Below are 24,933 nucleotides of genomic sequence, written 5' to 3' on the forward strand. Positions count from 1 at the left end.
CTAACCGGAAAGCGCGGCCATCAGCCGGGCTTTCTGACCCTGGTCGTCGAGTTCTGAGATCACGTCGGCCAGGTCTTCGAGCGAGGCGATCGAATGTCCTGCCCGGAAACTGTCCACGTGTGGCAGCATTGCCGCAACGCCCTGTGCTTTCGGGGCGAACCCATCCCAACGTAACAACGGATTGAGCCAGATCAAGCGTCTTGCGGACAGATGCAAGCGTTCAATCTCTTTCTGCAAAATCTCCGGGTCGCCCCGTTCCAAACCGTCCGTGATCAGCAGAACCACCGCCCCTTGCCCCATGACACGACGGGACCAGTCGCGGTTGAATTGGTGCAAACAGTCGCCGATGCGTGTGCCTCCTTCCCAATCCTGCGCCTCGGACCCAGCGGCGGCAAGCGCTGCGTCCACATCTCTTTGATGAAGATGGCGCGTTATATTGGTCAGACGGGTGCCAAATGTGAAGGCGTGAACCTTGGCCCACCCCGCCCCCTTGGCGTTGGACACCGTGTGTAGGAAATGAAGGATGATCCGGCTGTATTGGCTCATGGATCCAGAAATATCACAAAGCGCGACAAGGTTAGGCCAGCGCGGCTTGGGCTGAAGCCTGGCTATAGTGCGCAGCTCGCCGCCTTGTCGCATTGCCGCGCGCAACGTTCGGGCACGGTCGATACGGTGGCCAAGATGGCTGGCCTGCCCACGGCGCGACTCGATGGGTTTAACCGGCAGGGTCATCCGTGCCAAAACGCGTTTGGCTTGCGCGATTTCGGCCGTGCTCATCTGCTCAAAATCGAGATTGCGCAAACGTTCTTCGGATGATGCTGTCTGAGTAGCGTCAATCTCGATTTCGGTTTCGCCCTCATCTTGTATGACGGGTTCCGGCAGATCCTGTTCGACGCCATCCAGCAACGCCTCGGCTGCGCGTTTTTCACCGGCATCGGCCTTGCGCTCTTCCTGAACGCCGCGAATGGCGGGCAGCATCATGGCCATCATGTGTTCCATGTATCGCGGATCGCGCCAGTACATTCGAAAGATTTGCGCAAACACCGTGCGGTGTTCCGGGCGGTTCACGAAACAGGCGTGCAGCGTCCAGTAAAAGTCCCGTTTCTCGGTAAACCCTGCCGCCTGCACAGCGTTGATAGCATCAATCACGCGCCCCGGACCGATTGGCAAACCCGCCTTTCTGAGAGCACGGGCGAAGTGCGTGATATTCTGGGCCAGCTTCGGGTTGTCCGGTATTTCCAGCGGGAGTTGTTCTGCCATCAGCACCCATGGGGGCTCTGCCCCCATACCCCCGGAGTATTTGGGAAAAGGTGAAGCATCAGGCCGGTTCGAGGGTGGCCTTAGCCTCGTCCAGAATGCGCTTCGCCTCGGACCCCTGTAGTTTCTGGATGTCGTCCTGGTATTTCAGGATTGCTCCCAGCGTGTCGCCGATCACCTCAGGGCTCAGGTTCATCACATCCAGCGCCAACAGGCATTTGGCCCAGTCGATTGTCTCGGCCACGCCGGGCTTCTTGAACAAATCTTCGGTGCGCAAACGCTGAACAAAGGCCACAACTTCCCGGCTGAGGGCATCCGCGGCTTCGGGTGCGCGGGCGTGCAGGATTTCGATCTCGCGCTCGAAATCGGGATAGTCGACCCAATGATAAAGGCAGCGGCGTTTGAGGGCGTCATGCACCTCGCGCGTGCGGTTTGACGTGACTATCACAACGGGCGGCTCTGGTGCTTTAACGGTGCCCAACTCTGGGATCGTGACCTGAAAATCACTGAGAGCCTCTAACAGGAAGGCTTCGAAAGGTTCATCGGTCCTGTCCAGCTCGTCAATCAGCAGGACCGGCGCGCCATGTTCGTCTGGCCGCATGGCTTGTAACAACGGGCGTTCGATCAGGTATTCGTCTGAGAACAGTTCGGACTGCAATGCACCCCGATCCGCCCCGCCCGACGCCTCAGCCGTGCGGATCGCAACCATCTGCGCGGGAAAGTTCCATTCATAGACGGCAGAAGAGGCGTCCAGACCTTCGTAGCATTGCAAGCGGATCAGGCGACGGTTCAAACCCGAGGCCAAGGCTTTGGCGATTTCGGTTTTCCCAACGCCCGCTTCACCTTCCAGAAACAAAGGTCGGCCCAGTTTCAGCGACAGGAAAACAACCGTCGCAAGGGCGCGTCCGCATACATAGCCCTGGGCTCCCAACATCTGCTGCACGGCGTCAATTGAATTTGGTTGCGTCATGGAACCCTCTCTCCTTAGCGTTCAAACAGTTCACGCACAGACCTGTGCGTCAAGACCTCACGCCAAGACACAGCTACGACGTTCGGGTTGGTTGACAAGTTTTTTTGCCAATGAGCGCGGTCGCGGTTGGTCTTTTTCAACAGCTATGCTAGCGGAAAGCCATGACCGATACCCTCACGATCCGCCGCCCCGACGACTGGCATTTGCACTTGCGCGATGGCGCCATGCTGCAGGCCGTTCTGCCCGAAACCGCGCGCCATTTTGGCCGTGCGATCATCATGCCCAATCTGGTGCCCCCGGTTGTCACCGGCGCGCACGCCGCGGCTTATCGCGACCGCATCATGGCCGCGCTGCCCGACGGAATGTCGTTTGAGCCGTTGATGACCCTCTATCTGACCGAGGATACGGACCCGGACGATCTGGCTGCTGCTCATGCAAGCGGATTGGTCAAAGCGGTCAAGCTGTACCCTGCCGGGGCCACAACCAATTCGCATTCGGGTGTGCGGAACTTCGACAATGTCCGCCCCGTGCTTGAGCGTATGGCTGAGATTGGCTTGCCGCTCTGCGTGCATGGTGAAGTGACGGATTCTGAGATCGACATCTTCGACCGAGAGGCTGTGTTCATCGATCGCGTTCTGGACCCAATCCGAAAGGCGACTCCGGGCCTTCGCGTGGTGATGGAGCATATCACGACCCGCGACGGCGTTCAGTATGTTAAAGCCAATGAGGCAGACCTGGGCGCGACAATCACGGCGCATCACCTGATCATCAATCGAAACCATATTCTCGTCGGTGGAATCAAACCGCATTACTATTGCCTGCCCGTCGCCAAACGCGAAGAGCACCGCCAAGAGTTGCTGAAAGCCGCGACTTCGGGCGATCCGCGTTATTTCCTTGGCACCGACAGCGCGCCGCATACGGATGACAACAAGGAAATGGCATGTGGTTGCGCGGGTTGCTTCACGGCAACCAACACCATGTCACTGGTGGCTGAGATGTTCGACCGCGAAGGTGCATTGGACAAACTGGAAGGCTTTGTTTCGCTGAATGGACCCGCGTTCTATCGACTGCCCGTGAACGAAGGCACCATTACGCTGACCAAGGGCGAACCAGTCGAATACCCCGACAAGATCGACACCGGAGACGGGCCCGTTACCGTTTTTGACCCCGGCTTTCCATTGCACTGGCGCGTGGTTTAACCTGTCAGTCTGGCGGCCAGATCGCGGGCTCGACCTCCGGTGCGCAGCATCGACCAGATCGCGTCCGCCTTATCCGCTCCGATCAGTTTGGCCGCTTTGGCGCGCACGCGATCCTCGCGGTCAGACAACGACATTGGGGTCAGCAGATCATGGGTTGCTTCACGGCGGATACCATCGCGGCGCAACAAAGCCAGATTGGCTTGCGTTTCTGACAAGCTTTCATCCGCTTCAACCGTGATGCGGTCACGCAATGACTTAATCCGCGGGTCGGCGCAAACCTTGTCCGTATAGCTGCCCGGTAAAGCCGTATCATACCCCAGTGCCTGCATCGCGATGACTGTACGGTATGAAAACTTGGCACCTAACCCGGTTTCAGGTGTCAGCTGATTGCACACACTCATCCAGCGCGGATGGGTTTTGATCTTGATCTCGGCCACTTCAGGCTCGGCGATGTCCAGTTCACGCGCCGCTTCCAGCGCGGCGTGCAAGCCATGACAACAGGCATGGAATTTGTGACTTACGCTTTCGAACAACCATTCATCACCCAAACCATCCAGCGCGCTTAAATCCGACGCGCCCTGATGGGTTGCGCCGAATCCAAACGGGCCTTCCAGTGCATCAGCATTGGCCTCAAACCCGTGATGCACCAACAAGGCAGTTTCTGTCCCGGCAGACGCCGCAAGACCTGCGTTATAAGGCTTTCCCATCGTCCCGAACTGAGCCTTCAGCCCGGCCGCCCGGGTCGCCGTCAGCCCCAGAACGGATCGCATCTGATTTATATCGAAGCCCAACAATCGCCCTGCGGCGACGGCGGCCCCAAATGCACCGGACGTGGCTGTCTGATGAAATCCGACCTGATAGTGGCCCCGACCCAACCACAGGCCAACACGAATTGAGGTTTCCATCCCAATCAAAGCGGCTTCGAGCAAATCGACCAGTATACGATCATCCCACTCGGCCACAGCAAGCGCTGCCGGCAAGATGGCCACAGACGGATGCCCGATATGAGCAAAATGCGTGTCGTCATAATCCAGCGCATGAGACACGGTGCCATTCACAAGCGCTGCGCCGCGCATTGGCGCTGCGTCGCCGCCAAAAAGATGGGCCTGTGCCTTGCCACCCTCGTCCAAAACCATCTTGCGAATGATGGATGAGACAGGTTCGTTCGCACCCGCTCGTCCTACGGCCACCCAATCCAGAACAGACAGTGATGTGACAATCCGCGCCTGCGAAGTCGTTGAAATCGGGCCAGCCGCAAAAGCGGCCAATGATGCTGTGAAATCCTTCATGAGCGCAGTCTAGCGTGCGCCCTTGCCGCGTAAAGACCTAGCCGTAGAGTTCCTGGGCCCGCGCCTCGAACGCGCGCACGATCCGTTGCATGGCTTCGTTGAACACAACGCCAATGATCCCCTGCAGAATCGCATTCTTGAACTCGAAATCCACATGGAACGAGACGTTGCAGCCCCCATCCGGTGCGTCCTCGAACTGCCAGTCGGACTTCATGTATTTGAAGGGGCCATCCAGATATTCGGTATCGATTTTCTTCTGGTCTGCAAACAGTGTCACCCTGCTCCCAAATCGTTCGCGGAACACTTTGAACGAGATCACCAGGTCGGCCTCCATTACTTCGGCCTCGCCCACAGCATATGTCTTGCGGATACGAGCTGCAGCGCACCACGGCAGAAACCGCGGATACTTGGCCACGTTAGCCACCAGATCATACATCTGCTGGGCGGTATATGGCAGGTGACGAGTTTCTGAATGGATAGGCATGGCGTCCGGTATTTGCAGGTGACAATGGCGCGTCATGTCGTATGTTGCGCGCCAAAGATCAAGGGGGCTGCGATGACTGACCGCGCATATGTGATAGATGAGATGATCTCGGCCAAGGCCATCGCTGCCAGAATTGAAGAACTCTGTCGCGAGATCACAGCAGAATTCGGCAACACCGACAAGCTGGTTGTCGTGGGCTTGTTGCGCGGCAGTTTTGTCTTCATCGCCGATCTAGTACGTGAATTGGATTTGCCGATTGAGGTAGATTTCCTTGAGGCATCCTCGTACGGAGACGCTATGGAAAGCAGCCGAGAAGTTCGAATTCTCAAAGATTTGCGCGGCGCTATTGAAGGACGCGATGTGTTGGTTGTGGAGGATATTGTTGACACCGGTCACACGCTGAATCACGTCATAAAACTGCTTCAAAGCCGCAAGCCTGCGCGCTTGAAGTCAATCGCCCTGCTCGACAAGCCCAGTCGTCGTGAAGTGGATTTCCGGTCAGACTGGATCGGATTCGAGATTCCAGACGAATTTGTAGTCGGTTACGGCATCGACTACGCGCAGCGGAACAGAAACCTGCCCTTTATCGGCAAGGTACGGTTTACGGGTTAATAGGTTGTCCATCACTCACCGCTTGCTGGGCGGATTCCGAACAAGCCATTCCATTATCAGAATATAAATAGACATAAGCTCGTCTTTTCCTCTAGTGTTCCTTAAAACAATGGAGGTCTGTTGATGAAGCGTATTGTCGCGACAGTTGGTGTTGTTATGGCGATCGTGGCCCTAGCCAGTGCAGGGGCTGCAAAGGACAACAAAGGCAAAGGGCAAGGGGCCAACAAAAACAAGGTGGAAAAAGCCATCAAGTCAAACGGCAAGGCGGTGCCACCCGGCCAAATCAAAAGATATACGCGCGGCCAAAAGTTGCCGGATGACTTGCGATTTGACTACATTGACGATCTCGACAATTGGAAGCTCAAGCCACTGGGCCCGGGTCAAAGATATATTCGGGTGGACGACGAGATTTTGTCGATATCAGATGACACGAAGACAGTCATAGAAGCGATTGGAATCGTTGGTGATCTCGCCAACTGAGTGAATTCAAACTGACGATCGCCTTCCAAGAATAGCGTAAATGGCGTTAAGGAAGATCCCAACACCTGCGGGTATCAACGCATCTGGAAAATCATAGTCCGGATTGTGCAGTTGTGGGTGATCCCGACCCGATCCCAACCAGAACATCGCGGCTTTTGCGCTTTTGCCGAATTGGCCAAAATCTTCTGAAAATCGCTGTGGCTGCTCCACGAGCGTGCAGGCAATGCCCTGATCAACACAGGCTTGCTTCAGGATTGAGACCGTTTCTGGGTGATTGACGCAGGCTTCGAACACCTCGTCATAGGTAATCTCGATCGACAAACCTTCGGCCTGCGCGGTCTCACGGACCATCGCTTCGGCGTCAGTCATCAGTCGCGTCATCCGCCGGTCTGAGACTGTTCGTAATGTCACCCATAGATCAGCGCGCCCAGGCGCAACACCCACTGTGCGCTCACCCAAGTTGGCATGCGTGACCGTGGTCAGGGCATAGTCATCATCCAGGTCGCCGCCTGCCCCTAACCCCGCCAATGCAGGCAGCAGTTTGGCCAGGGCACCGGCAGGCGACACCCCATCCTGAGGCGCGGCCGCGTGCGAGGTTTTGCCTGTCAATACAATCTGCATTCCGCGCGAGGCACAATTTGCGGGGCCAGTGCAAAGCTCAACGGTGCCAAGCTCCAATCCCGGCAGGTTATGAAGGGACAGTATGATATCAGGCGAAATCTCTCCAAACTGGGGATCTGCGCGGAACGCAATGGCCCCATGGCCGGTCTCTTCCGCAGGTTGGAAAATCAAAACAACGCGGCCAGATGTCGGGCGTTGGGATTTCAAAGCATCGGCCACGCCCAGCACAATCGTCATATGGCCGTCATGTCCACAAAGATGCCCTTTGCCTTTTGTTTTTGAAGCATAAGGCAGGTCAGACATTTCCTGAATCGGCAACCCGTCCAATTCACATCGGATACCCACGGTGGGCCCCGGACGACCGCTTTCAAACACACCGGCCACGCCGTGGCCCCCGATTCCGGCTAACACATGATCAGCTTTGGCGTTGCGCAACAGATCGGCGATCCGGGCAGCAGTTTCACCCTCCTGCCCCGAAAGTTCCGGGTTCTGATGCAACTCACGACGCAAGCCAGTGAGCCGTGCAAAAAGTTCCGGGCTCACGCTTGCTGCAACTTCTCTTGCCGTGCGGCACGCAGACGGGCGAAATCGTCACCTGCGTGGTACGATGACCGGGTCAACGGTGTAGCCGACACCATCAGAAAGCCCTTGCCATACGCCGCTTTTTCGTAAGAAGCGAATTCTTCCGGCGTGACGAAACGATCCACGCCATGATGTTTCGGGGTCGGTTGCAGATACTGACCGATGGTCAAAAAGTCGATATCCGCCGCGCGCATGTCGTCCATAACCTGACGAACCTGCTGTTCGTCTTCGCCCAAGCCGACCATGATACCAGATTTGGTGAAGATCGACGGATCCAGTTCTTTCACGCGCTGCAACAAACGCAATGAATGGAAATACCGAGCGCCCGGACGCACCTCGGGATAAAGGCCCGGTACGGTTTCCAGGTTGTGATTGAACACGTCCGGTTTTGCCTGAACCACAATCTCAAGCACCTCGGGCTCACATTTCAGGAAGTCCGGCGTCAGAATCTCGATCGTGGTTTTGGGAGAACGGTGGCGCACAGCGCGAATAGTCTGAGCAAAATGTTCAGCCCCGCCATCGTTCAGGTCGTCGCGGTCCACCGAAGTAATGACAACGTGGTTCAGCCCCAGTTTTTCCACCGCATGCGCCACGCGACCGGGTTCAAAAGCATCGAGTTCGTCAGGACGACCGGTCGCGATATTGCAGAAGGTACAGCCCCGAGTACAAATCTCGCCCATGATCATCATGGTAGCGTGACCCTGGCTCCAGCACTCGCCAACATTGGGGCATCCCGCTTCTTCACATACCGTCACCAGATTGTTGTCACGCATGATCTTTCGCGTGTCTGCATAGCCCTTGCCACCCGGCGCCTTGACCCTGATCCAGTTTGGCTTTTTGGGTTGTGTGTTATCCGGACGATGCGCTTTTTCCGGATGGCGTTGTTCTGGGATCTTGAGATCTCGCACGGGCAGATGTCCTGACTTTGGGTCAACTTTTGTTACGTATAACATAAACCTGTTACCAGCGTTACACCAGCGACGCATAGCCGCTATGCACCGTATCCAAGCAACCGCAGCAAAACCAACCTCACTAATGGTTTTTATACGATATTTCAAAAACTAACACGCATCCAAAGAATTCGCGACTGCAGCATTTCCCCGATTGAATGCGATTTAGAACTGTTTTAACTCACGAAAAAATCACAAGTGAATCACAGGAGCTTGAACATGAAATCTGGCGCAAAACTGCCTGACGTGACCTTTCACACCCGCGTCCGTGACGAGAACATCGAGGGGTCGAACCCCTTCCGCTGGGAAGACAAGACAACCGCCGATTATTTTGCTGGAAGGCGTGTGATCCTGTTCTCGTTGCCGGGCGCGTTCACACCGACCTGCTCGACCTACCAATTGCCCGGATTCGAGAAAGGCTTTTCTGATTTCACCGCCAACGGAATTGACGAGATTTACTGTATGTCCGTCAACGACAGTTTCGTTATGAACAAATGGGCGCAGGACCAGGGTCTGCAAAACGTCAAAGTCATCCCTGACGGTTCGGCAGAGTTCACCCGCAAGATGGGTATGCTGGTCGACAAAGACAATCTGGGTTTCGGCATGCGTTCGTGGCGCTATGCCGCCATCGTCAATGATGGCGTGGTCGAGGCCTGGTTCGAAGAGCCCGGCCTGATGGACAACTGCCCCGACGATCCTTACGGCGTCTCGTCGCCGGAAAACCTGATGGAACATCTGCAAAAGGCGGTCGAGCCGGAACTGGCCTGAACCACTGTTTGAATATGAAAAGGCCCGCTTTCGGCGGGCCTTTGGCGTTTTCAGTGACGCTAACCAATCATGCGGTCGCGTTCGGCTTGTTCCAGGTAATGCCGTTTGAGCCGCTGTAAGGCGATACGCAGGACAATTTTGCCGGACCGGGCAGACCACCCCATACGTTTCTCTGCCAACTCCAACCCCTCAAGGTAGCAGCAGCATCTCAAGGCAACATCACTTAGCCCTGGACCCAGATCAGACAACGCGCGTGCCACACGATCGCGTGCGTCGCAAAAGCCCCGCCCCCCATGCGCATCGCTGTCGTGATTATTTCGCCCCCCAGCCGTCAGGAAACGATCCCAGTTCTGCGTGACCTGAGGTCCGATTTGCGCCAACTCAAAATCTTCGCGCAAACGTTCGCCCGCTTTGACAAGCGTGTCGTCCAGAAACGGTTTTCCGTCCCTGTCCCTGCGCCGGGCCAACGCAGTCAAGGGGCTTTCCGTGGCGCTATAGCGAATGCGACTGACGCCCTGCGCGGAACTACCGAGCGGTTTGGTCTGAAACCCGCTTTGCGCTTCGGCAAAGCCCGGTTCTGTCCCGGACCGGGCTTTATTCTCTGCCTGCGCAATCAAGTGGCTCAGCGCTGTTCGCCCCGCCGTCGTGATCCGATATCGCGAGATACGCCCCGGATTGTCGCAGGCAATCCAGTCTTTCAAAGCCAGTGCCTGCGCGATTTTACAATCGACAACCGCTGTTCTGGTTGCCGCGTTATCGCCCGTGTCGCGGACAACAACGGCCTTGTCCATTTCCTCAGCCACTGCAAGCACAGATCCGGCCTCGCTCAGACGTCGCAGGATGCGTAGGGCTTCGTGTTCGAACTCCTCTTCCTTTGCCGCCTCGTCTTGCGCAGCAAAGGACCTGCCGCCCTCACACGACACCGAAAAATGCGTTTCAGCAAGCGATTGCAAAGCCGCATCCACCAACGGATCATCGCGACGCATCTCAATACGCCGAATTTGCCTGAGGATCGTTGAAGCATGGCATCCGGCTGACCGCGCAATGTCGCGGATCGAGCGGCCGGTTTCGGTATGGGCAAGGTATCGTTGTGCCCCTTCTGGAACCCATGCCGGAATGGTGAAAGCCATGTTGTTTTCCATCTTTATTTGCCCTCGTCGACAAAACAAACTGTCACTTTTCGCCCTCGGAATGCGGGTTAACCAATTCTAACTAGAGGTCCATTCGTTACTCGTTCGTTAACCGCCCAAGGCACGAACCAGATTTGATTCAAAAAGATAAACAGTCGTGAAACCATCGTTCGGCCAGACTGATACTCAGGCAACACCCGCTTAGGTTGTGTCACAAAGCCCCCAGAATTCTTCACGAAAAGGGATACACCACATGCAGGACCTGATGACGATGATCACAACCCTTCGCCGTCCACGTATGCTGACGCGGGCCGCCAAATTCGGGGCGCAGGATTACAATCGGGACCGGCATCTGCAACGTATCTTGGGATACGGTTCGCTGCCGGGTTCAGGTCAGGCGCTGCTTCGTTTGATAGAGATGGAAAAGGAAGTGAATGCACAACGCAAAGACGACGACGCTGCCTATTCACTGGTGCGTCATCTGGACTTGCTTATTGCATTGTTGGGTGAGGCGCAGCTGTATCAGGCCAGCCGCGCCCACGCTTTTCAGTAATCAGGCGAATGCATCCGGCATGGAAGCTTTTTTCTCAGCAATATAGGCTTCCAACGCCGCAGCTGTATCCGGGTCCATCTGCGGTTGCTGGTAATTGGCCAGCAAATGTTCGACCCGCGCAGTTGCCAGCGTGCGCGTATCCCGTGCGCCCTCTTCCTGCCAGGTTTCATAAGGTTTGTAGTCCAGCAGTTCGGATTTCCAGAAGGCGTCCTTGAAGTTCGCCTGGGTGTGGGCACAGCCAAGATAGTGACCGCCTGGGCCGACTTCGCGGATCGCGTCCATGGCCTGCGCGTTGTCATCATATGCGATACCTTTGGCCAGCGAATGCAGAACGCCCAATTGATCTGCATCCATGACGAACTTCTCGAAGTCGGCCACCAGGCCGCCTTCCAGCCAGCCGCAGGAATGCAACATGAAATTCACACCAGACAACAGGCCCATGTTAAGCGAGTTTGCTGTTTCATAAGCGGCCTGAGCGTCCGGCAGCTTCGACCCGCAGAACGAGCCCGACGACCGGTATGGCAGGTTCAGGCGACGCGCCAACTGGCCTGCACCATAGGTGATGTGGGCTGCTTCAGGCGTGCCAAAGGTGGGCGCGCCCGAGTTCATGTCGATCGACGAGACAAATGCGCCAAAGATTGCAGGTGCGCCTGGACGGACAATTTGGCTGTAAGCCACACCTGTCATAACCTCGGCCAAAACCTGCGTCAGGGTACCGGCAACCGAAACCGGAGCCATCGCACCGCCCACGATAAAGGGCGAGATGATGCACGCCTGGTTGTTGCGGGCATATACCTCAAGCGAGCCCATCATCACGTCGTCGAAGGTCATCGGTGAGTTGATGTTGGTCAGCGAAGTCATCACTGTGTTTTCCTGCACGAACTCCTTACCGAACAGGATCTCGCACATTTCGACCGAGTCCTGAGCCCGGCTGGGGTCGGTCACCGAGCCCATGAAGGGTTTGTCAGACAGCGTCATATGCGCCTTCAGCATGTCCAGGTGGCGCTTGTTCACCGGAATGTCGGTTGGTTCGCATACGGTACCGCCCGAGTGATGCAACCATTTGGACATATAGGCCAGTTTCACGAACTTGTTGAAGTCGTCCATGGTCGCATAACGACGGCCACCTTGCGCATCGCGCACAAACGGAGGTCCGTAGACCGGAGCAAGAACCATGTTGCGACCGCCGATAACCACCGATTTCTCGGGGTTGCGGGCGTGCTGTGTGAACTGGCTTGGAGCAGTCTTGATCAACTCGCGCGCAAGGCCGCGCGGGATGCGAACACGTTCCCCATCAACATCGGCACCGACTTCACGCCAACGTTCAATCGCAGCGGGGTTGTCGACGAAGTTAACACCGATCTCTTCCAACACGGTTTCCGCGTTGTTTTCGATGATTTCAAGCGCCTCTTCATTAAGGACCTCGAAATTCGGAATGTTACGTTCGATGTATTTCGCGGTCTCTATTCTGACTGCGGTGCGCTCGGCTCGGCGGGCGGCGCCACCGCCACCTCTTGCCCTGCGCCGGGTGTTTGCCTCTGCCATGAGAAAATCCCGTCTGGTTGGTTAGATTGAAGCTTTAGATACAGGTTTACCGAATCGCAGGCATCGGGATTGCGGCGCTCTAGGGGGAAAAGCGACATTGCCACCCTACTTGGCGGTGAACATCACGTCAAAGTTCATCAGGCTTCCGAAACGCTATCCCACTCAATACTCTCGATACTCGGTTCCAGCATAAGTGGCGCAACCACCTTGTGCTGAAGCTCTTCGGGGTGGTCTTCCATCGAAACCAAAACCGCGATTGTTTGCGACCCGTCTGCGCCGTCTCCTTTTTCGAACCCCACAATTCGAATGTCATTTTGGGCCAGAGCCTTCAGAACCGCGACACGCGCATCGGCCTGCGTCTCTTCCTTGCATTGCAGCAGAATCTTGAATTCTTGCGTCAACGGAACCCCGGCCCGTGTTGTACGCTTGAGCCATTTTACCAATGGCCTGAGACCCAGGTTCACGAAAATGACGAAGCCCGTCATCATCAAAGCGAACAGCCAAGCCCCCGTCCCCGCCATCATTCCAACCGCCGCCGAACACCATAAGGTTGCGGCCGTATTCAGACCGTGGATCGTGAAGCCGTGACGAAAGATGATCCCAGCCCCTAAAAATCCAATACCGGATACGACCTGTGCCGCCACTCGGGTTGGGCTGACTTCATCCGGAAACAGCGCAGAAAACACAACAAAGGCCGCAGCGCTCAGGGCCACCAGTGCGTTTGTGCGCAAACCCGCCATCCTCTGTCGGACTTGCCGTTCCGACCCGATCAATGCGCCGCAAAACAACGCCAGCGCCAGATTCAACGCAGCAATTTCTATCGAAATCGGCAATTCATGATCCTTATCCAGACGAATCCAGACTAGGATTCCATCCGGTTGTCATATTTTTGTTACAAAACTTTTACAATTGGCTTTTTTCCGGTCCTGAAAATCCACAGGAATTGGATGTCGCCCTTGCGAATTGAGCGGGCTTGCCCTAAGGCGCAGGCATGACCCAGACATCCCATGACCGCCTTCTGATCATCGACTTCGGCAGCCAGGTGACGCAGCTCATTGCCCGCCGCCTACGTGAGCTGAATGTCTACTGCGAAATCCACCCATATCAGAACGTCACGATGGATTTCGTGCGGGAAATGGCCCCGCGCGCCGTGATCTTCTCGGGTGGTCCCGACAGCGTGACACGCGAAGGTTCGCCTCGCGCACCGCAAGAGATTTTCGACTATGGCGTACCAATTCTGGGCATCTGTTATGGCCAGCAAGTGATGATGCATCAACTGGGCGGCAAGGTGGAAAGCGGCCACGGCACTGCTGAATTTGGTCGGGCTTTTGTCACCCCTGAAAACACCTTGGATATTCTGGACGGCTGGTTCGTCGATGGGGATGAGCAGGTCTGGATGAGCCACGGCGATCACGTCAGTGAAATCGCGCCTGGGTTTGAGGTCTTTGGCACCTCGCCCAACGCGCCTTACGCCATCACGGCTGACGCATCGCGCCACTTCTATGCAGTGCAATTCCACCCCGAGGTCCACCACACGCCCAAAGGTGCTAAACTGTACGAGAATTTCGTCAAGCTGGCGGGTTTCAAGGGCGACTGGACCATGGGTGCATATCGCGAAGAGATGATCCGCAAAATACGCGAACAGGTCGGCGATAAGAAGGTCATCTGCGGTCTGTCCGGCGGGGTCGACAGCTCGGTCGCGGCGATCCTGATCCACGAAGCCATCGGGGATCAGCTGACATGTGTCTTCGTGGACCACGGTTTGCTACGTAAAAACGAGGCCGAAGAGGTCGTGGGCATGTTCCGCGACAACTATAATATTCAGCTGATCCATGCAGACGAAACCGAGTTGTTCTTGGGCGAACTCGAAGGTCAGAGCGACCCGGAAACCAAGCGCAAGATCATCGGCAAGCTGTTCATCGACGTGTTCCAGAAACACGCCGACACCATCGAGGGTGCTGAATTCCTGGCTCAGGGTACGCTCTATCCGGATGTCATCGAGTCGGTGTCCTTCTCGGGTGGGCCTTCGGTGACCATCAAGTCGCACCACAACGTGGGTGGCCTGCCGGAAAAGATGGGTTTGAAACTGGTCGAACCGCTGCGTGAACTCTTCAAGGACGAAGTCCGCGCACTGGGCCGTGAACTCGGACTGCCGCAGAGCTTCATCGGCCGCCACCCCTTCCCCGGACCGGGCTTGGCAATCCGCTGCCCCGGCGAGATCACCCGTGAGAAGCTGGAAATTCTGCGCGAGGCCGATGCCGTTTATATCGACCAGATTCGCAAGCATGGCTTGTATGACGAAATCTGGCAGGCGTTTGTCGCCATCCTGCCTGTACGCACCGTGGGTGTCATGGGCGACGGTCGTACCTATGACTATGCCTGCGCGTTGCGGGCCGTCACCTCAGTCGACGGTATGACCGCTGACTACTATCCGTTCAGCCATGAGTTCCTGGGCGAAACCGCCACGCGGATCATAAACGAGGTCAAAGGCATCAACCGATGCACCTATGACATCACATCGAAACCGCCCGGAACAATCGAGTGGGAATAAACCAGCCACATTGAGCACGGGCGTTTTCTACTCAACACTCAGGACCAATAGTGTTGGGAAATTCGGATTTGCAGATACGTTGATCGCTTTGATCCACGTTCTGCAAATCGAATGCACCTGCAACCAGAGCCGATGCGCAGTAGATCGGGTTTTGGAAAACCGCGTAAACTCTGTGAGTTATGCTATTTAACTGCTGTCGCCCAGCGGTATTGTTTTTATTGTAGCGCATTTGGGCTTTTCCATACCTAAACGACCATTGACCCGTTGACATTCGGAATGCCTAAGAGTGCTGTGTAGGCGCACCCGGATCAGCAGATTTATCGTGACACAGCCACAAGCAAAAACACTTCAAGCTGCACTCTGGATGACCGGTGCCATTGCCTCTTTTTCATCCATGGCCGTTGCCGGGCGCGAGTTGAGCCTGACCCACGACACTTTCGAGATCATGATGTACCGCAGCATCGTGGGTTTCTTTACCGTGGCTGTCGTTTTAACCGTCACAGGCAACTGGACGCAGGTTTCAACGGAACGCTTGGGATTGCACGCCATACGCAACACACTGCATTTCACAGGACAAAACCTGTGGTTCTATGCGCTTGCGGTGGCCCCGTTGGCGCAGGTCTTTGCGCTGGAATTTACGCAACCCCTCTGGGTCATTCTGCTGTCCCCTCTGTTTCTCAAAGAACGCCTGACCCCGCTTAAGATTGTAGCAGCGCTTATCGGATTTGCAGGCGTTCTGATCGTCACCCGACCCGGCTCGGCACCGCTGAGCCCCGGCCTTGTTACCGCGGCGCTGTCGGCGATTTTCTTTGCCTTTACAACGATCACCACCAAGAAACTCACACGATTCGCCAGCATTGGGTGCATCGTTTTCTGGTTAACGGCCATGCAGGCTGTATTGGGGGCTGTAGCGGCGGGTTTCGATGGTCAGGTTTCACTGCCGAACGCAACCACGGCCCCTTATCTTGTACTTGTAGGGTTGGCCGGATTGCTGGCCCATTTCTGCATCACCAATGCGCTGGCCATTGCCCCGGCCACCGTCGTCATTCCATTCGACTTTGCCCGGCTTCCCACGATAGCGGTCGTTGGCATGATCCTTTATCACGAACCCATCGACCATTGGGTTCTAATCGGTGCTGCGGTCATTTTCTCTGGCATCTTTTTAAATACTTGGTCTGAAAATCGTAGCAATTTGGCAACAACTTCAAACATGAGTCGAACCAAGTAACGCTCCGTCACCAGTTGACCTTAAAGTAACCAAAAAGAAAGTATCGTGCGGAATACAACGGGCAGGCGATCTATTCACTCACTACAGTCGCCAATAAAACCCGCAGGAGACCTACAGGGAGGACAGAATGAAAAGAACATTACTCACAACCTGCGCGCTGTGCGTTGGGGCCGCGACAGCCCATGCAGGTGGCCTTGACCGAAGCGGTCAGGGGATCAATTTGATTTTCGAAGAAGGCTCGGTCGTGCAGTTCCGTCTTGGATATACCAATCCAAGCGTGACCGGAACAATGCCTGCATTAGCAGGTCCAAACATTGGTCAACCTCAAGACTCTGGCGAGGTGGCGAACGACTTTTTTACGCCGCACCTGGGCTACAAGGCGGCGCTGACCGAACAGCTTGATTTCGCGATCATGTATGATCAGCCTTTTGGCGCTGACATCCAATATGCAGCTAATTATCCACTGTCGATCAACCCAATTCCCGGTGGTCGGTCGGACGTTCTGAGGGCAACGGCGGACACGGATGCGATCACCGCATTGTTGCGCTATAAGTTCGACGGAGGCTTTAGTGCCATCGGCGGCATTCGTGCGCAGCGCGTAAAAGCGTCAGTCACCGTACCACTTGCTGCGGGCTATAACGTAGACACGAACGCCGACACAGCATTTGGGTACGTAATCGGTGTAGCCTGGGAAAAGCCTGAGATCGCGGCCCGCGTCTCTCTGACCTACAACTCGAAGATCAGCCATGATCTTTCGCAGACAGAATCTCTGAACCCACCGCCAATTCCCCCAATTCCTCCGGGAACGGTTGCAACCTTCAACACCAACAGCGAAATTGAAACGCCCCAGTCCATCAATCTGGACTTCCAGACAGGTGTTGCCCCCAAAACCTTGCTGTTCGGATCGGTACGTTGGGTCGACTGGCCACAGCTGGTTTACAACCCGCCAAACTATCCACCGACCAGCAACCTTGTTGACTATGACGATGCCACCTTCACCTACTCGCTGGGTTTGGGCTACCAGTTCTCGGAAGAGTTCTCCGGCGCTGTGACTCTTGGCTACGAGTCGTCTCAAGGTACCCCGGTTTCAAACCTCGGTCCGACCGATGGTTTCTGGAGCATCGGCGTAGGCGGCACCTACTCTCTTGAGAATGCACAGATTTCTGGCGGCATTCGCTATACGGATATTGGCGACGCAACAGCAGACGGCGCTGGTCCCGGTGCGCGCGCAACATTCACAGGCAACAGCGCCTGGAGTGTTGGGTTCCAGATCACATACGCTCTGAACTGATCGCCACCATCTCAGTACATGTCAAAGCCCCGCTGTTTCAGCGGGGCTTTTTCGCAAGAACCGGGTCGCGGTATAAGCCCCTGGATGAGACAGTGACGCCATGAGTGCTCAAAAACACCTCTCACCCCGCGCCTGGGTCGAGCTTTTACTGCTTGGCATCATCTGGGGCGCGTCCTTTGTCTCGATCCGAATCGCGCTGGACACGATTCCAGTCATGACGTCCGTTCTGCATCGCACCTTCTGGGCCATGCTGGTGCTTTGGCTTGTCGTATGGGCCCAAGGGCACAAAGTGCCGCGTGCGCCTCGGGTTTGGGGTGCGTTTCTGATCATGGGGCTGCTCAACAATGCCATCCCCTTCAGCCTCATGGCTTGGGGGCAGCTCTACATCGACACCGGATTGACCGCGATTCTGAACGCAACAACCGCCGTTTTTGGAGTGCTGGTTGCAGCACTGTTTTTTCGCGATGAACGCCTGACAAGGTCGCGTCTGTTTGGCGTATGTCTAGGCTTTATCGGCGTCACGATTGCCATCGGGATTCAAAACTTCATTGGGTTCAGCCTGCAAAGCACAGCGCAGCTTGCGGTACTGGCAGGAACAGTTTCGTACGCCTTTGCGGCCGCGTGGGCCCGATACGCTTTGTCCGACCTCCCACCGATTGTTGCTGCGGCTGGCATGTTGACGGGATCGACCATTTTGGTCCTTCCGCTGACACTTATGATCGACGGCTGGCCAAGTCTGGTTTTGCCAGCCGTCACCTGGGCTGCCATCGCATATTATGCGATCGTTGCAACCGCCGGGGCCTATCTGCTGTACTACCGTGTTCTGGCCATGGCCGGCAGTGGCAATCTGATGTTGGTGACACTGGTTATTCCCCCTGTCGCCATCGTTCTGGGGTCATTACTGCGCGGTGAAGCCCTGCCCCCCAATGCCTATTTGGGCTTTGGCATTCTTGCCACGGGTCTTTTGGTACTCAATCGCTCTGGCCGTCGTGATTGACGTCGTCCGTTGCCCGATTTAGCAAAGGCAAAAATAGGGACGACAGCTCACCATGATTTACACCTCCGCCGAAGACTGGCGCACCGCCCGCCGCAAGAAAGTGCTGTTCTTTGGCATGTCTGGCCTGGGCAAGACCTATGTCTCTAACATCCTCAGGGATTCTGGGAACTGGTTCCACTATTCGATCGATTACCGGATCGGCACACGATACATGGGCGAATACATCACCGACAACGCCAAGGCCGAGGCTATGAAGGTTCCGTTTCTACGAGAACTGCTGTTGTCGGATTCGATCTTTATCGGCTCGAACATTTCGTTCGAAAACCTGACCCCAGTTGCCACCTATCTTGGCAAACCAGGCAATCCGGCTCTGGGTGGGCTTGAGATGCCAGAGTACCGTCGCAGACAGGAACAGTTCCGCCTGGCTGAAATTCACGCCCTTCTTGACACCGAGTATTTCATCGATCGTGCTGAACGTTTGTATGAATACCCGCATTTTATTTGTGATACGGGCGGTTCGATCTGCGAATGGGTCGACCCCGAAGACCCCAAGGATCAGATCTTGTCAGAGCTGTCCCGTCACACTCTTATGATCTGGCTGAAGGGTGATGAAGGACACACAACCGAATTGGTACGCCGGTTCGATAAAGCACCCAAACCCATGTCTTATCAAGCCGACTTTCTGACCCGCACATGGGCCGAGTATCTGGATCAAAAAGGGTGCGCAGAATCCGATGTAAACCCCGATGATTTTGTCCGCTGGACCTATGCACAGGCTCTGGCGCACCGACAGCCTCGCTATGAGGCGATGGCCAAAAACTGGGGCGTGACGATTGCCGCAGATGACATTGGTAAGATCCGCGATGCGGCTGATTTCGATGAGTTGATCGAGCGCACCCTTGAGACCGAGCCCAAGAACGCCTAACTAGCAGTTTTCCTTATTCTCTTCGAAGTCTAACACATGCCCATCAAAATCCCATCTGATCTTCCTGCTTTTGACGTCCTGACGAAAGAAGGCGTCATGGTCATGGATGAAGATCAGGCCATGCGTCAGGACATTCGACCTTTGCGCATCGGGTTGTTGAATCTGATGCCCAAGAAAATCCAGACGGAAAACCAGTTCGCCCGCCTGATTGGTGCGACGCCCTTGCAGATCGACCTGTCCCTGATCCGCATGACGGAACATCGTACCAGGAACACTGCGGCAGAACACATGTCGGAGTTTTACCACCCCTTTCAGGAGGTCAAAGACCAGAAGTTTGACGGTCTGATCATTACGGGTGCGCCGATCGAGCATCTGGAATTTGACGACGTCACCTATTGGGAAGAGATCAGCAAGGTCTTCGAATGGACGCAAACGAATGTTCATTCCACCTTTGGTGTCTGCTGGGGCGGTATGGCGATGATCAACCATTTCCACGGCGTGCGTAAACACATGCTGGATGCCAAGGCCTTTGGTTGTTTCCGCCACCGGAACCTGAACCCGGCCTCGCCGTTCTTGCGTGGGTTCTCGGATGATTGTGTGATCCCGGTCAGCCGCTGGACGGAAATGAAACAAGATGAAATTGATCGCGCCTCTGGTCTGAATACTCTTCTGGGTAGCGATGACGTGGGCCCTTGTCTGGTCGAAGATCCCGAGCACCGTGCACTCTATATCTTCAACCATTTCGAATATGACAGCGATACGTTGAAACAGGAATATGACCGGGACGTTGCCAATGGCACGCCAATCAACGTGCCGGTCAACTACTACCCGGATGATGACCCTTCTAAGACGCCACAGAACCGATGGCGCAGCCATGCGCATCTGCTGTATGGCAACTGGATCAACGAGATCTATCAGTCCACACCTTTTGATATGAGTAAAATTGGCAAGTAAAGCTTTGATATCCATTGGTCTTATCGTTTTAGGCCTGGCCGTGTTGACCGCTTGGCGCAGCGCCAGGAATGAGGCGATGGCCGAGGCAGCCTTTCCGCCAGAAGGTCATTTCCTGGATGTCGACGGCATCGCCGTTCATGCCGTTGTCATGGGAGAAGGCCCGGATGTCGTTCTGATCCACGGATCCAGCGGGAACACACGTGACATGACCTTCGCGCTGGCCCCCATTCTGGCGCAGAACTTCCGTGTCATCGTGTTTGATCGTCCTGGTCTGGGTTATTCTGAAAGCTTTAACCCCAACGGTGAAACTATCATCGAACAAGCAGATATTCTGCAACGTGCAGCGGCTCAGCTTGGGGCGGATAAACCCATCGTTGCAGGCCAAAGCTATGGCGGGTCGGTCTCGCTTGCCTGGGCTGTGACGCGTCCTGATAACATCTCGGCCCTTGTTCTGATCGCCCCCGCTGCTATCCCGTGGGAAACACCTTTGGATGGGTTCAACCGGCTGGCCTCAACCACCGCAGGCAATGCGCTGGCCCTGCCCCTGATCAGCTCGTTCATACCCGACTGGTATGTCACCCAAGCGCTGGACAAAGTGTTTGCACCGCAATCAGCGCCCAAGGGATATGCCGAACACTTCGGTCCCGGGCTAACGATCCGGCAGGGTTCGATGCACGCAAACGCCAAACAGCGCGCCAATCTGTTGGATGAGATCACACGCCTACAGCCAAGATATAGCGAGATTTCCGCGCCGACGGAAATCGTTCACGGAACCGCCGACGACACGGTTGGTCTTGAATGGCATTCAGAACGCCTGATCGACCAGATTCCCGGGGCCGAACTTATCGAGTTGCCCGGTATCGGACATATGCCACAGGTGGTCGCCGCCCCGGAAGTTGCAGCCGCAATAGATCGTGCGGCACAGCGCGCAGGTTTGCGTTAGTCAGGGCTCTAATCCATAGTAAGATATGGATTTTATCGCGAGGTGACATATGGCCCGGTCCGAAAAAGGTTCAATCGAAAGATATTATCAAAAAGACGCTCCCAAAGCGGTGCGGGAAGAAATCAAAAAATCAGGAAAAGGGGATATTCTGAACGTCTCTTACCCCTATCGCGAGAAAATGAAGACCAAGGACTATGACGATCAGATGGATCTTCTCCAGATCGAGCTGGTCAAGATGCAGTCCTGGGTGAAAGAAACCGACCAGCGGGTGGCGATCATCTTTGAAGGTCGTGACGCCGCCGGCAAAGGTGGCACCATCAAACGGTTCCGTGAAAACCTGAACCCGCGCGGCGCGCGCAACGTAGCACTTGCCAAACCTTCAGACGCGGAACGCAGCCAATGGTATTTTCAGCGTTATATCTCTCACTTGCCTGCTGCGGGCGAAATCGTGTTCTTTGACCGAAGCTGGTACAACCGGGGTGTCGTCGAGAATGTTTTCGGGTTTTGTACACAGGAGGAACGTGAGCGGTTTTTCCGTCAGGTTTTGCCGCTGGAAATGGGTCTGGCGAATGACGGCATTCAACTTTTCAAGTTCTGGCTCAATGTCGGGCGTGCAGAGCAGCTGAACCGCTTTTTGGCGCGTGAAACAGACCCTCTGAAACAGTGGAAGCTTAGCCCGATCGATGTGGCGGGGCTGAACAAGTGGGATGAGTATACACAGTCGATCTCGGAAACGCTGACCAGATCGCACACCGACGTATGCCCTTGGACGATTGTACGTTCAGACGACAAAAAACGCGCACGTCTCGCTGCCATTCGCACCGTGCTGCACGCGTTGGACTATGATGAGAAAGACAAAAAGAGCATCGGAAGGATTGATCCAAAGATTTGCGGTGGCCCGGATATTTGGGATGCATAAACCCTCGTTTCATCGCGTCCATATGGTGGCAAAGGTTGGACGGTCGCACATGTATGCGCTATCTCGTTGCTTTTTAACACTGAATCAAAACAACTGAGGGCTGGATGACGAAACGCGGTTATCACCACGGGAACCTGAAACAGGCTTTGGTCGAGGCCGCCTTGTCCCTGATCGAAGTAAAAGGCCCGACCGGTTTCACTCTGTCCGAAGCCGCAAAAACCGCCGGAGTGACGCCCGCAGCTGTATATCGCCATTTTCAGGGGCGCGAGGACCTGATTGCCGAGGCCGCGCGGCAAGGGTTCGAGATGTTCGCTGACCTCATGCAATATGCCTATGACAAGGGGCAACCGTCAGCGCTGGCGGCATTCGAGGCAACCGGACGCGCCTATCTGGCCTTTGCCCGCAAGAACCCCGGCTATTACATCGCCATGTTCGAGAGTGGGATTTCGTTAAACCGGACGACCGAGCTCTCGCTGGCGGCCAATCGCGCCAAATCGGTTTTGGAAAAAGCAGCGGCGGACCTGTCTCAACATATTCCGCCAGAAAAACGCCCACCTGCATCAATGTTCAGCGCTCATATCTGGGCGATGAGCCACGGTGTTGTTGAACTGTTCGCGCGCAACACGGGCGCGACTTCACCTTTCCCACCCGAAGAATTGTTGGAAAGTGGAATTGGCATTTACCTGCGCGGTCTTGGCCTCATTCCGCAGGACGACTGAAACAGGTCAGAGCAACCTGTTGCCCTGTGGCATGCTCAGACCTGAGGTCACATTGATCAGGTCCATCTCGCCGATACCCTTGATGTCGACACACCCAAGGTCAGAAACCTGAAATTCGTCGATCAGCGCATATTTCATCTCTTCCGGGGCCACGATATTCATCGGGTTGGCAAATACTTGCAAGCGGGAAGCAATATTCACAGCCGGACCAAAAACGTCATAGACATATTTTTGAATACCGACGACCGATCCGACCGCAGCCCCCATCCCCAAACCGATCCTGGCCTGCCATTTATGCGGGTGGCTTTCGTTCCGGCGCTCCAGATAACGCAGAAAACGTACGGCACAATGTGCAACGGCCGTGGCGTGATCCGGGGTTGGGTCAGGCATGCCGGACACCGCCAGATAAGCGTCACCAATTGTCTTTATCCGCTCGCACCCGAATTGCTCGACGATGCGGTCAAAGGCTGTGAAAATATCGTTCAGCTCACTAAGGGTCACGGTCGGATCCGTTTTGGCAGCAAAATCGGTGAACCCGACAAAATCCAGCATGACCACCGAAACCTGCTGGTACAGCTGCGGTGTCACGACACCAAAGGTCTTAAATTCTTCATACACAGCTTTTGGCATCAGGTTCAGCAACAGACGCTCCACCCTCTCCTTTTCGCGCTCAAGTTCTCGGGTATTGCGCTCGACCATAGTGGAATAGCTGTCGATCATGCTTTCCAACTCGCGAATGCGCGTGATGTTTTGACATTCGACAATCAGCACCTGTTCAGAAAGACCATTGGCCAGAGACACTGCCACCGCAAAGATCAACGTTCGGCGTTTTGGTTTGATCTGAAGTTCGACGGAATACCTAAGGCCAGATTGTTTGACATCCTCCAGCTCTTTGGAGTCGAGGTCCGGCAGAATGTCTGTAAGCGTATTGCCTTCTTCTGGTACCCCAAACCATTCCGCGAAAGGTCCGTTGTGAAACACAAACTCCAGATCCGAGGCACGAACCACGGCGACACCAACACCAATGGCACGCAACAGTTGCTCATTGATTGCCAGTATGCTCATGCCGCTGTCCGGACGACGATGATGGACCGTTTGCCCTCAATTGCAGCCAGCGCTGTTTTGATGTCATTGTCCGACATGCCATGAACGCTCAGCGCATCGCCGAACAGTTCCGCCATGACGTCGAATTCATCGTGCGAGATGTTCAGATGCCGATGAACAGCTTCAATTCTGTCGTCGTTGAAGGATGCAGGACCGCCGATTAACGAAGACACAAACTTCGTCTGATGGTCGATCAGACGGGGCATATCGATGTCTTCGAAGTAATGGCCGATTTCGTCAGAATCCAATGCCATCTCATAGAAGGTCATTACTACGCGGCTGATTGTTTTGAAGCCGCCATACTTTTCATAAAGTGTCTGTGCCACACGAATACCCGCGCGTTACTGATCAATAACACCACAAGTCTATATCAATTTGATATTTTTGTTAACGTTTATGATCTACCCGATCCGGCCGACGGAGAACTTTTGGGGAATACAAACCAGAACCGCCACAGGTTTCAGCGGGTGAACAACTTCAAGGGATCAATGCAGCAGATGTAGCAAACGCAAGCGCCGAGATTTAATGACCGCTCCCACCCGTTCGTTCATCACGAAAGTTTCGAAGTTTGCCAACAGTGAAACAACTCGACCAGCACCAGTTCGCCTACTGCCGTCAATTTTAGGAAGGTTATGGCGGAGAGACAGGGATTCGAACCCTGGAGACGGTTTCCCGCCTACACACTTTCCAGGCGTGCGCCTTCGACCACTCGGCCACCTCTCCGTGTCGGCGTTATTTGGACCAATGCGGTTAGATTTGCAAGGCCCCAATGTGGCGAAAAATCGGGAACGGAACAAATAAGTTATTCAGTTCTCACGCGGCTTTCACAACGCAAATACCTGCCCGTTCAGAGGCAGCAGTT

25 protein-coding genes and 1 tRNA gene are annotated in these 24,933 nt (G+C 55.3%); 14 read left to right on the forward strand and 12 right to left on the reverse strand.

Annotated features, from left to right (window positions below; translation table 11 throughout):
• Complete coding sequence (locus GS630_RS07670; RefSeq protein ID WP_171174347.1) at positions 1 to 1,260, reverse strand: VWA domain-containing protein; 1,260 nt, start codon at positions 1,258 to 1,260, stop codon at positions 1 to 3.
• A gap of 58 nt (positions 1,261 to 1,318) precedes the next feature.
• Complete coding sequence (locus tag GS630_RS07675; RefSeq protein WP_171174349.1) at positions 1,319 to 2,227, reverse strand: MoxR family ATPase; 909 nt, start codon at positions 2,225 to 2,227, stop codon at positions 1,319 to 1,321.
• 161 nt (positions 2,228 to 2,388) lie between these two features.
• Between GS630_RS07675 and pyrC the strand changes: the two genes are divergently transcribed.
• On the forward strand, positions 2,389 to 3,426 hold the full coding sequence (pyrC, locus tag GS630_RS07680) for a dihydroorotase (RefSeq protein WP_171174351.1): 1,038 nt from the start codon (positions 2,389 to 2,391) through the stop codon (positions 3,424 to 3,426).
• On the opposite strand, the gene GS630_RS07685 is transcribed toward pyrC, so the two are convergent.
• A complete protein-coding gene (locus tag GS630_RS07685; protein ID WP_171619134.1) occupies positions 3,423 to 4,715 on the reverse strand; it encodes an MmgE/PrpD family protein in 1,293 nt (430 codons plus the stop codon). The genes pyrC and GS630_RS07685 overlap by 4 nt on opposite strands.
• A 37-nt stretch (positions 4,716 to 4,752) precedes the next feature.
• Positions 4,753 to 5,199: a type II toxin-antitoxin system RatA family toxin gene (locus GS630_RS07690; protein WP_171619473.1), complete on the reverse strand. Its 447-nt coding sequence runs from the start codon at positions 5,197 to 5,199 to the stop codon at positions 4,753 to 4,755.
• 72 nt (positions 5,200 to 5,271) lie between these two features.
• Between GS630_RS07690 and hpt the strand changes: the two genes are divergently transcribed.
• Entirely contained in the window at positions 5,272 to 5,811 is a 540-nt protein-coding gene (hpt, locus tag GS630_RS07695; RefSeq protein ID WP_171619136.1) for a hypoxanthine phosphoribosyltransferase, read from the forward strand.
• Positions 5,812 to 5,934: 123 nt separating this feature from the next.
• Positions 5,935 to 6,291: a hypothetical protein gene (locus GS630_RS07700; protein WP_171174359.1), complete on the forward strand. Its 357-nt coding sequence runs from the start codon at positions 5,935 to 5,937 to the stop codon at positions 6,289 to 6,291.
• A gap of 6 nt (positions 6,292 to 6,297) precedes the next feature.
• Here GS630_RS07700 and GS630_RS07705 read toward each other — a convergent pair whose 3' ends face one another.
• Positions 6,298 to 7,455, reverse strand: a complete 1,158-nt coding sequence (locus GS630_RS07705) for an amidohydrolase (RefSeq protein ID WP_171619138.1) — start codon at positions 7,453 to 7,455, stop codon at positions 6,298 to 6,300.
• Positions 7,452 to 8,402: a lipoyl synthase gene (lipA, locus tag GS630_RS07710; protein ID WP_171174363.1), complete on the reverse strand. Its 951-nt coding sequence runs from the start codon at positions 8,400 to 8,402 to the stop codon at positions 7,452 to 7,454. The genes GS630_RS07705 and lipA overlap by 4 nt, the downstream gene beginning before the upstream one ends.
• Positions 8,403 to 8,663: 261 nt before the next feature.
• On the opposite strand from lipA, the gene GS630_RS07715 reads away from it, so the two are divergent.
• Positions 8,664 to 9,212, forward strand: a complete 549-nt coding sequence (locus GS630_RS07715) for a peroxiredoxin (RefSeq protein WP_171619140.1) — start codon at positions 8,664 to 8,666, stop codon at positions 9,210 to 9,212.
• Between the two features lie 59 nt (positions 9,213 to 9,271).
• Here the strand turns inward: GS630_RS07715 and GS630_RS07720 are convergent, their stop codons facing one another.
• On the reverse strand, positions 9,272 to 10,354 hold the full coding sequence (locus tag GS630_RS07720; protein ID WP_171619142.1) for a DUF6456 domain-containing protein: 1,083 nt from the start codon (positions 10,352 to 10,354) through the stop codon (positions 9,272 to 9,274).
• Between the two features lie 241 nt (positions 10,355 to 10,595).
• Between GS630_RS07720 and GS630_RS07725 the strand changes: the two genes are divergently transcribed.
• Positions 10,596 to 10,895, forward strand: a complete 300-nt coding sequence (locus GS630_RS07725; protein WP_171174369.1) for a DUF6477 family protein — start codon at positions 10,596 to 10,598, stop codon at positions 10,893 to 10,895.
• Here the strand turns inward: GS630_RS07725 and GS630_RS07730 are convergent, their stop codons facing one another.
• Together GS630_RS07730 and GS630_RS07735 are read right to left on the reverse strand one after the other, a co-directional pair.
• Positions 10,896 to 12,440: a trimethylamine methyltransferase family protein gene (locus GS630_RS07730; protein ID WP_171234154.1), complete on the reverse strand. Its 1,545-nt coding sequence runs from the start codon at positions 12,438 to 12,440 to the stop codon at positions 10,896 to 10,898. It abuts the gene before it with no gap.
• Positions 12,441 to 12,577: 137 nt separating this feature from the next.
• On the reverse strand, positions 12,578 to 13,273 hold the full coding sequence (locus GS630_RS07735) for an MgtC/SapB family protein (protein ID WP_171234153.1): 696 nt from the start codon (positions 13,271 to 13,273) through the stop codon (positions 12,578 to 12,580).
• Between the two features lie 158 nt (positions 13,274 to 13,431).
• Here GS630_RS07735 and guaA point away from each other — a divergent pair, with 158 nt between their 5' ends.
• From guaA to GS630_RS07780, 9 genes are all read left to right on the forward strand, one after another.
• Positions 13,432 to 14,991: a glutamine-hydrolyzing GMP synthase gene (gene guaA / locus GS630_RS07740; protein WP_171619144.1), complete on the forward strand. Its 1,560-nt coding sequence runs from the start codon at positions 13,432 to 13,434 to the stop codon at positions 14,989 to 14,991.
• 364 nt (positions 14,992 to 15,355) lie between these two features.
• A complete protein-coding gene (locus GS630_RS07745) occupies positions 15,356 to 16,219 on the forward strand; it encodes a DMT family transporter (RefSeq protein WP_171176193.1) in 864 nt (287 codons plus the stop codon).
• A gap of 127 nt (positions 16,220 to 16,346) precedes the next feature.
• Entirely contained in the window at positions 16,347 to 17,510 is a 1,164-nt protein-coding gene (locus GS630_RS07750; protein WP_171174378.1) for an OmpP1/FadL family transporter, read from the forward strand.
• A 100-nt stretch (positions 17,511 to 17,610) separates the two neighbouring features.
• Positions 17,611 to 18,507 carry a DMT family transporter gene (locus GS630_RS07755; RefSeq protein WP_171234151.1) on the forward strand — a complete coding sequence of 299 codons (897 nt, stop codon included), beginning with the start codon at positions 17,611 to 17,613 and terminating at the stop codon, positions 18,505 to 18,507.
• A 52-nt stretch (positions 18,508 to 18,559) separates the two neighbouring features.
• Positions 18,560 to 19,432: an ATPase gene (locus GS630_RS07760; RefSeq protein WP_171234150.1), complete on the forward strand. Its 873-nt coding sequence runs from the start codon at positions 18,560 to 18,562 to the stop codon at positions 19,430 to 19,432.
• Positions 19,433 to 19,468: 36 nt separating this feature from the next.
• Positions 19,469 to 20,386, forward strand: a complete 918-nt coding sequence (metA, locus tag GS630_RS07765; RefSeq protein WP_171619146.1) for a homoserine O-succinyltransferase — start codon at positions 19,469 to 19,471, stop codon at positions 20,384 to 20,386.
• The gene (locus GS630_RS07770) at positions 20,376 to 21,329 is read left to right on the forward strand and encodes an alpha/beta fold hydrolase (protein ID WP_171619148.1); all 954 of its coding nucleotides are present in this window, start codon (positions 20,376 to 20,378) and stop codon (positions 21,327 to 21,329) included. The genes metA and GS630_RS07770 overlap by 11 nt, the downstream gene beginning before the upstream one ends.
• Before the next feature lie 49 nt (positions 21,330 to 21,378).
• Positions 21,379 to 22,248, forward strand: a complete 870-nt coding sequence (gene ppk2, locus GS630_RS07775) for a polyphosphate kinase 2 (RefSeq protein ID WP_171174389.1) — start codon at positions 21,379 to 21,381, stop codon at positions 22,246 to 22,248.
• 104 nt (positions 22,249 to 22,352) lie between these two features.
• Positions 22,353 to 22,967: a TetR/AcrR family transcriptional regulator gene (locus tag GS630_RS07780; RefSeq protein ID WP_171619152.1), complete on the forward strand. Its 615-nt coding sequence runs from the start codon at positions 22,353 to 22,355 to the stop codon at positions 22,965 to 22,967.
• Between the two features lie 6 nt (positions 22,968 to 22,973).
• Here GS630_RS07780 and GS630_RS07785 read toward each other — a convergent pair whose 3' ends face one another.
• From GS630_RS07785 to GS630_RS07795, 3 genes are all read right to left on the reverse strand, one after another.
• On the reverse strand, positions 22,974 to 24,032 hold the full coding sequence (locus GS630_RS07785) for an adenylate/guanylate cyclase domain-containing protein (protein WP_171174393.1): 1,059 nt from the start codon (positions 24,030 to 24,032) through the stop codon (positions 22,974 to 22,976).
• Positions 24,029 to 24,397: a group 1 truncated hemoglobin gene (locus tag GS630_RS07790; protein WP_171174395.1), complete on the reverse strand. Its 369-nt coding sequence runs from the start codon at positions 24,395 to 24,397 to the stop codon at positions 24,029 to 24,031. The genes GS630_RS07785 and GS630_RS07790 overlap by 4 nt, the downstream gene beginning before the upstream one ends.
• 307 nt (positions 24,398 to 24,704) lie before the next feature.
• Positions 24,705 to 24,794, reverse strand: a tRNA-Ser gene (locus GS630_RS07795).
• Positions 24,795 to 24,933 lie beyond the last annotated feature (139 nt).

The organism is Ruegeria sp. HKCCD7303 (assembly GCF_013111185.1).
Taxonomy (GTDB): Bacteria; Pseudomonadota; Alphaproteobacteria; order Rhodobacterales; family Rhodobacteraceae; genus Ruegeria.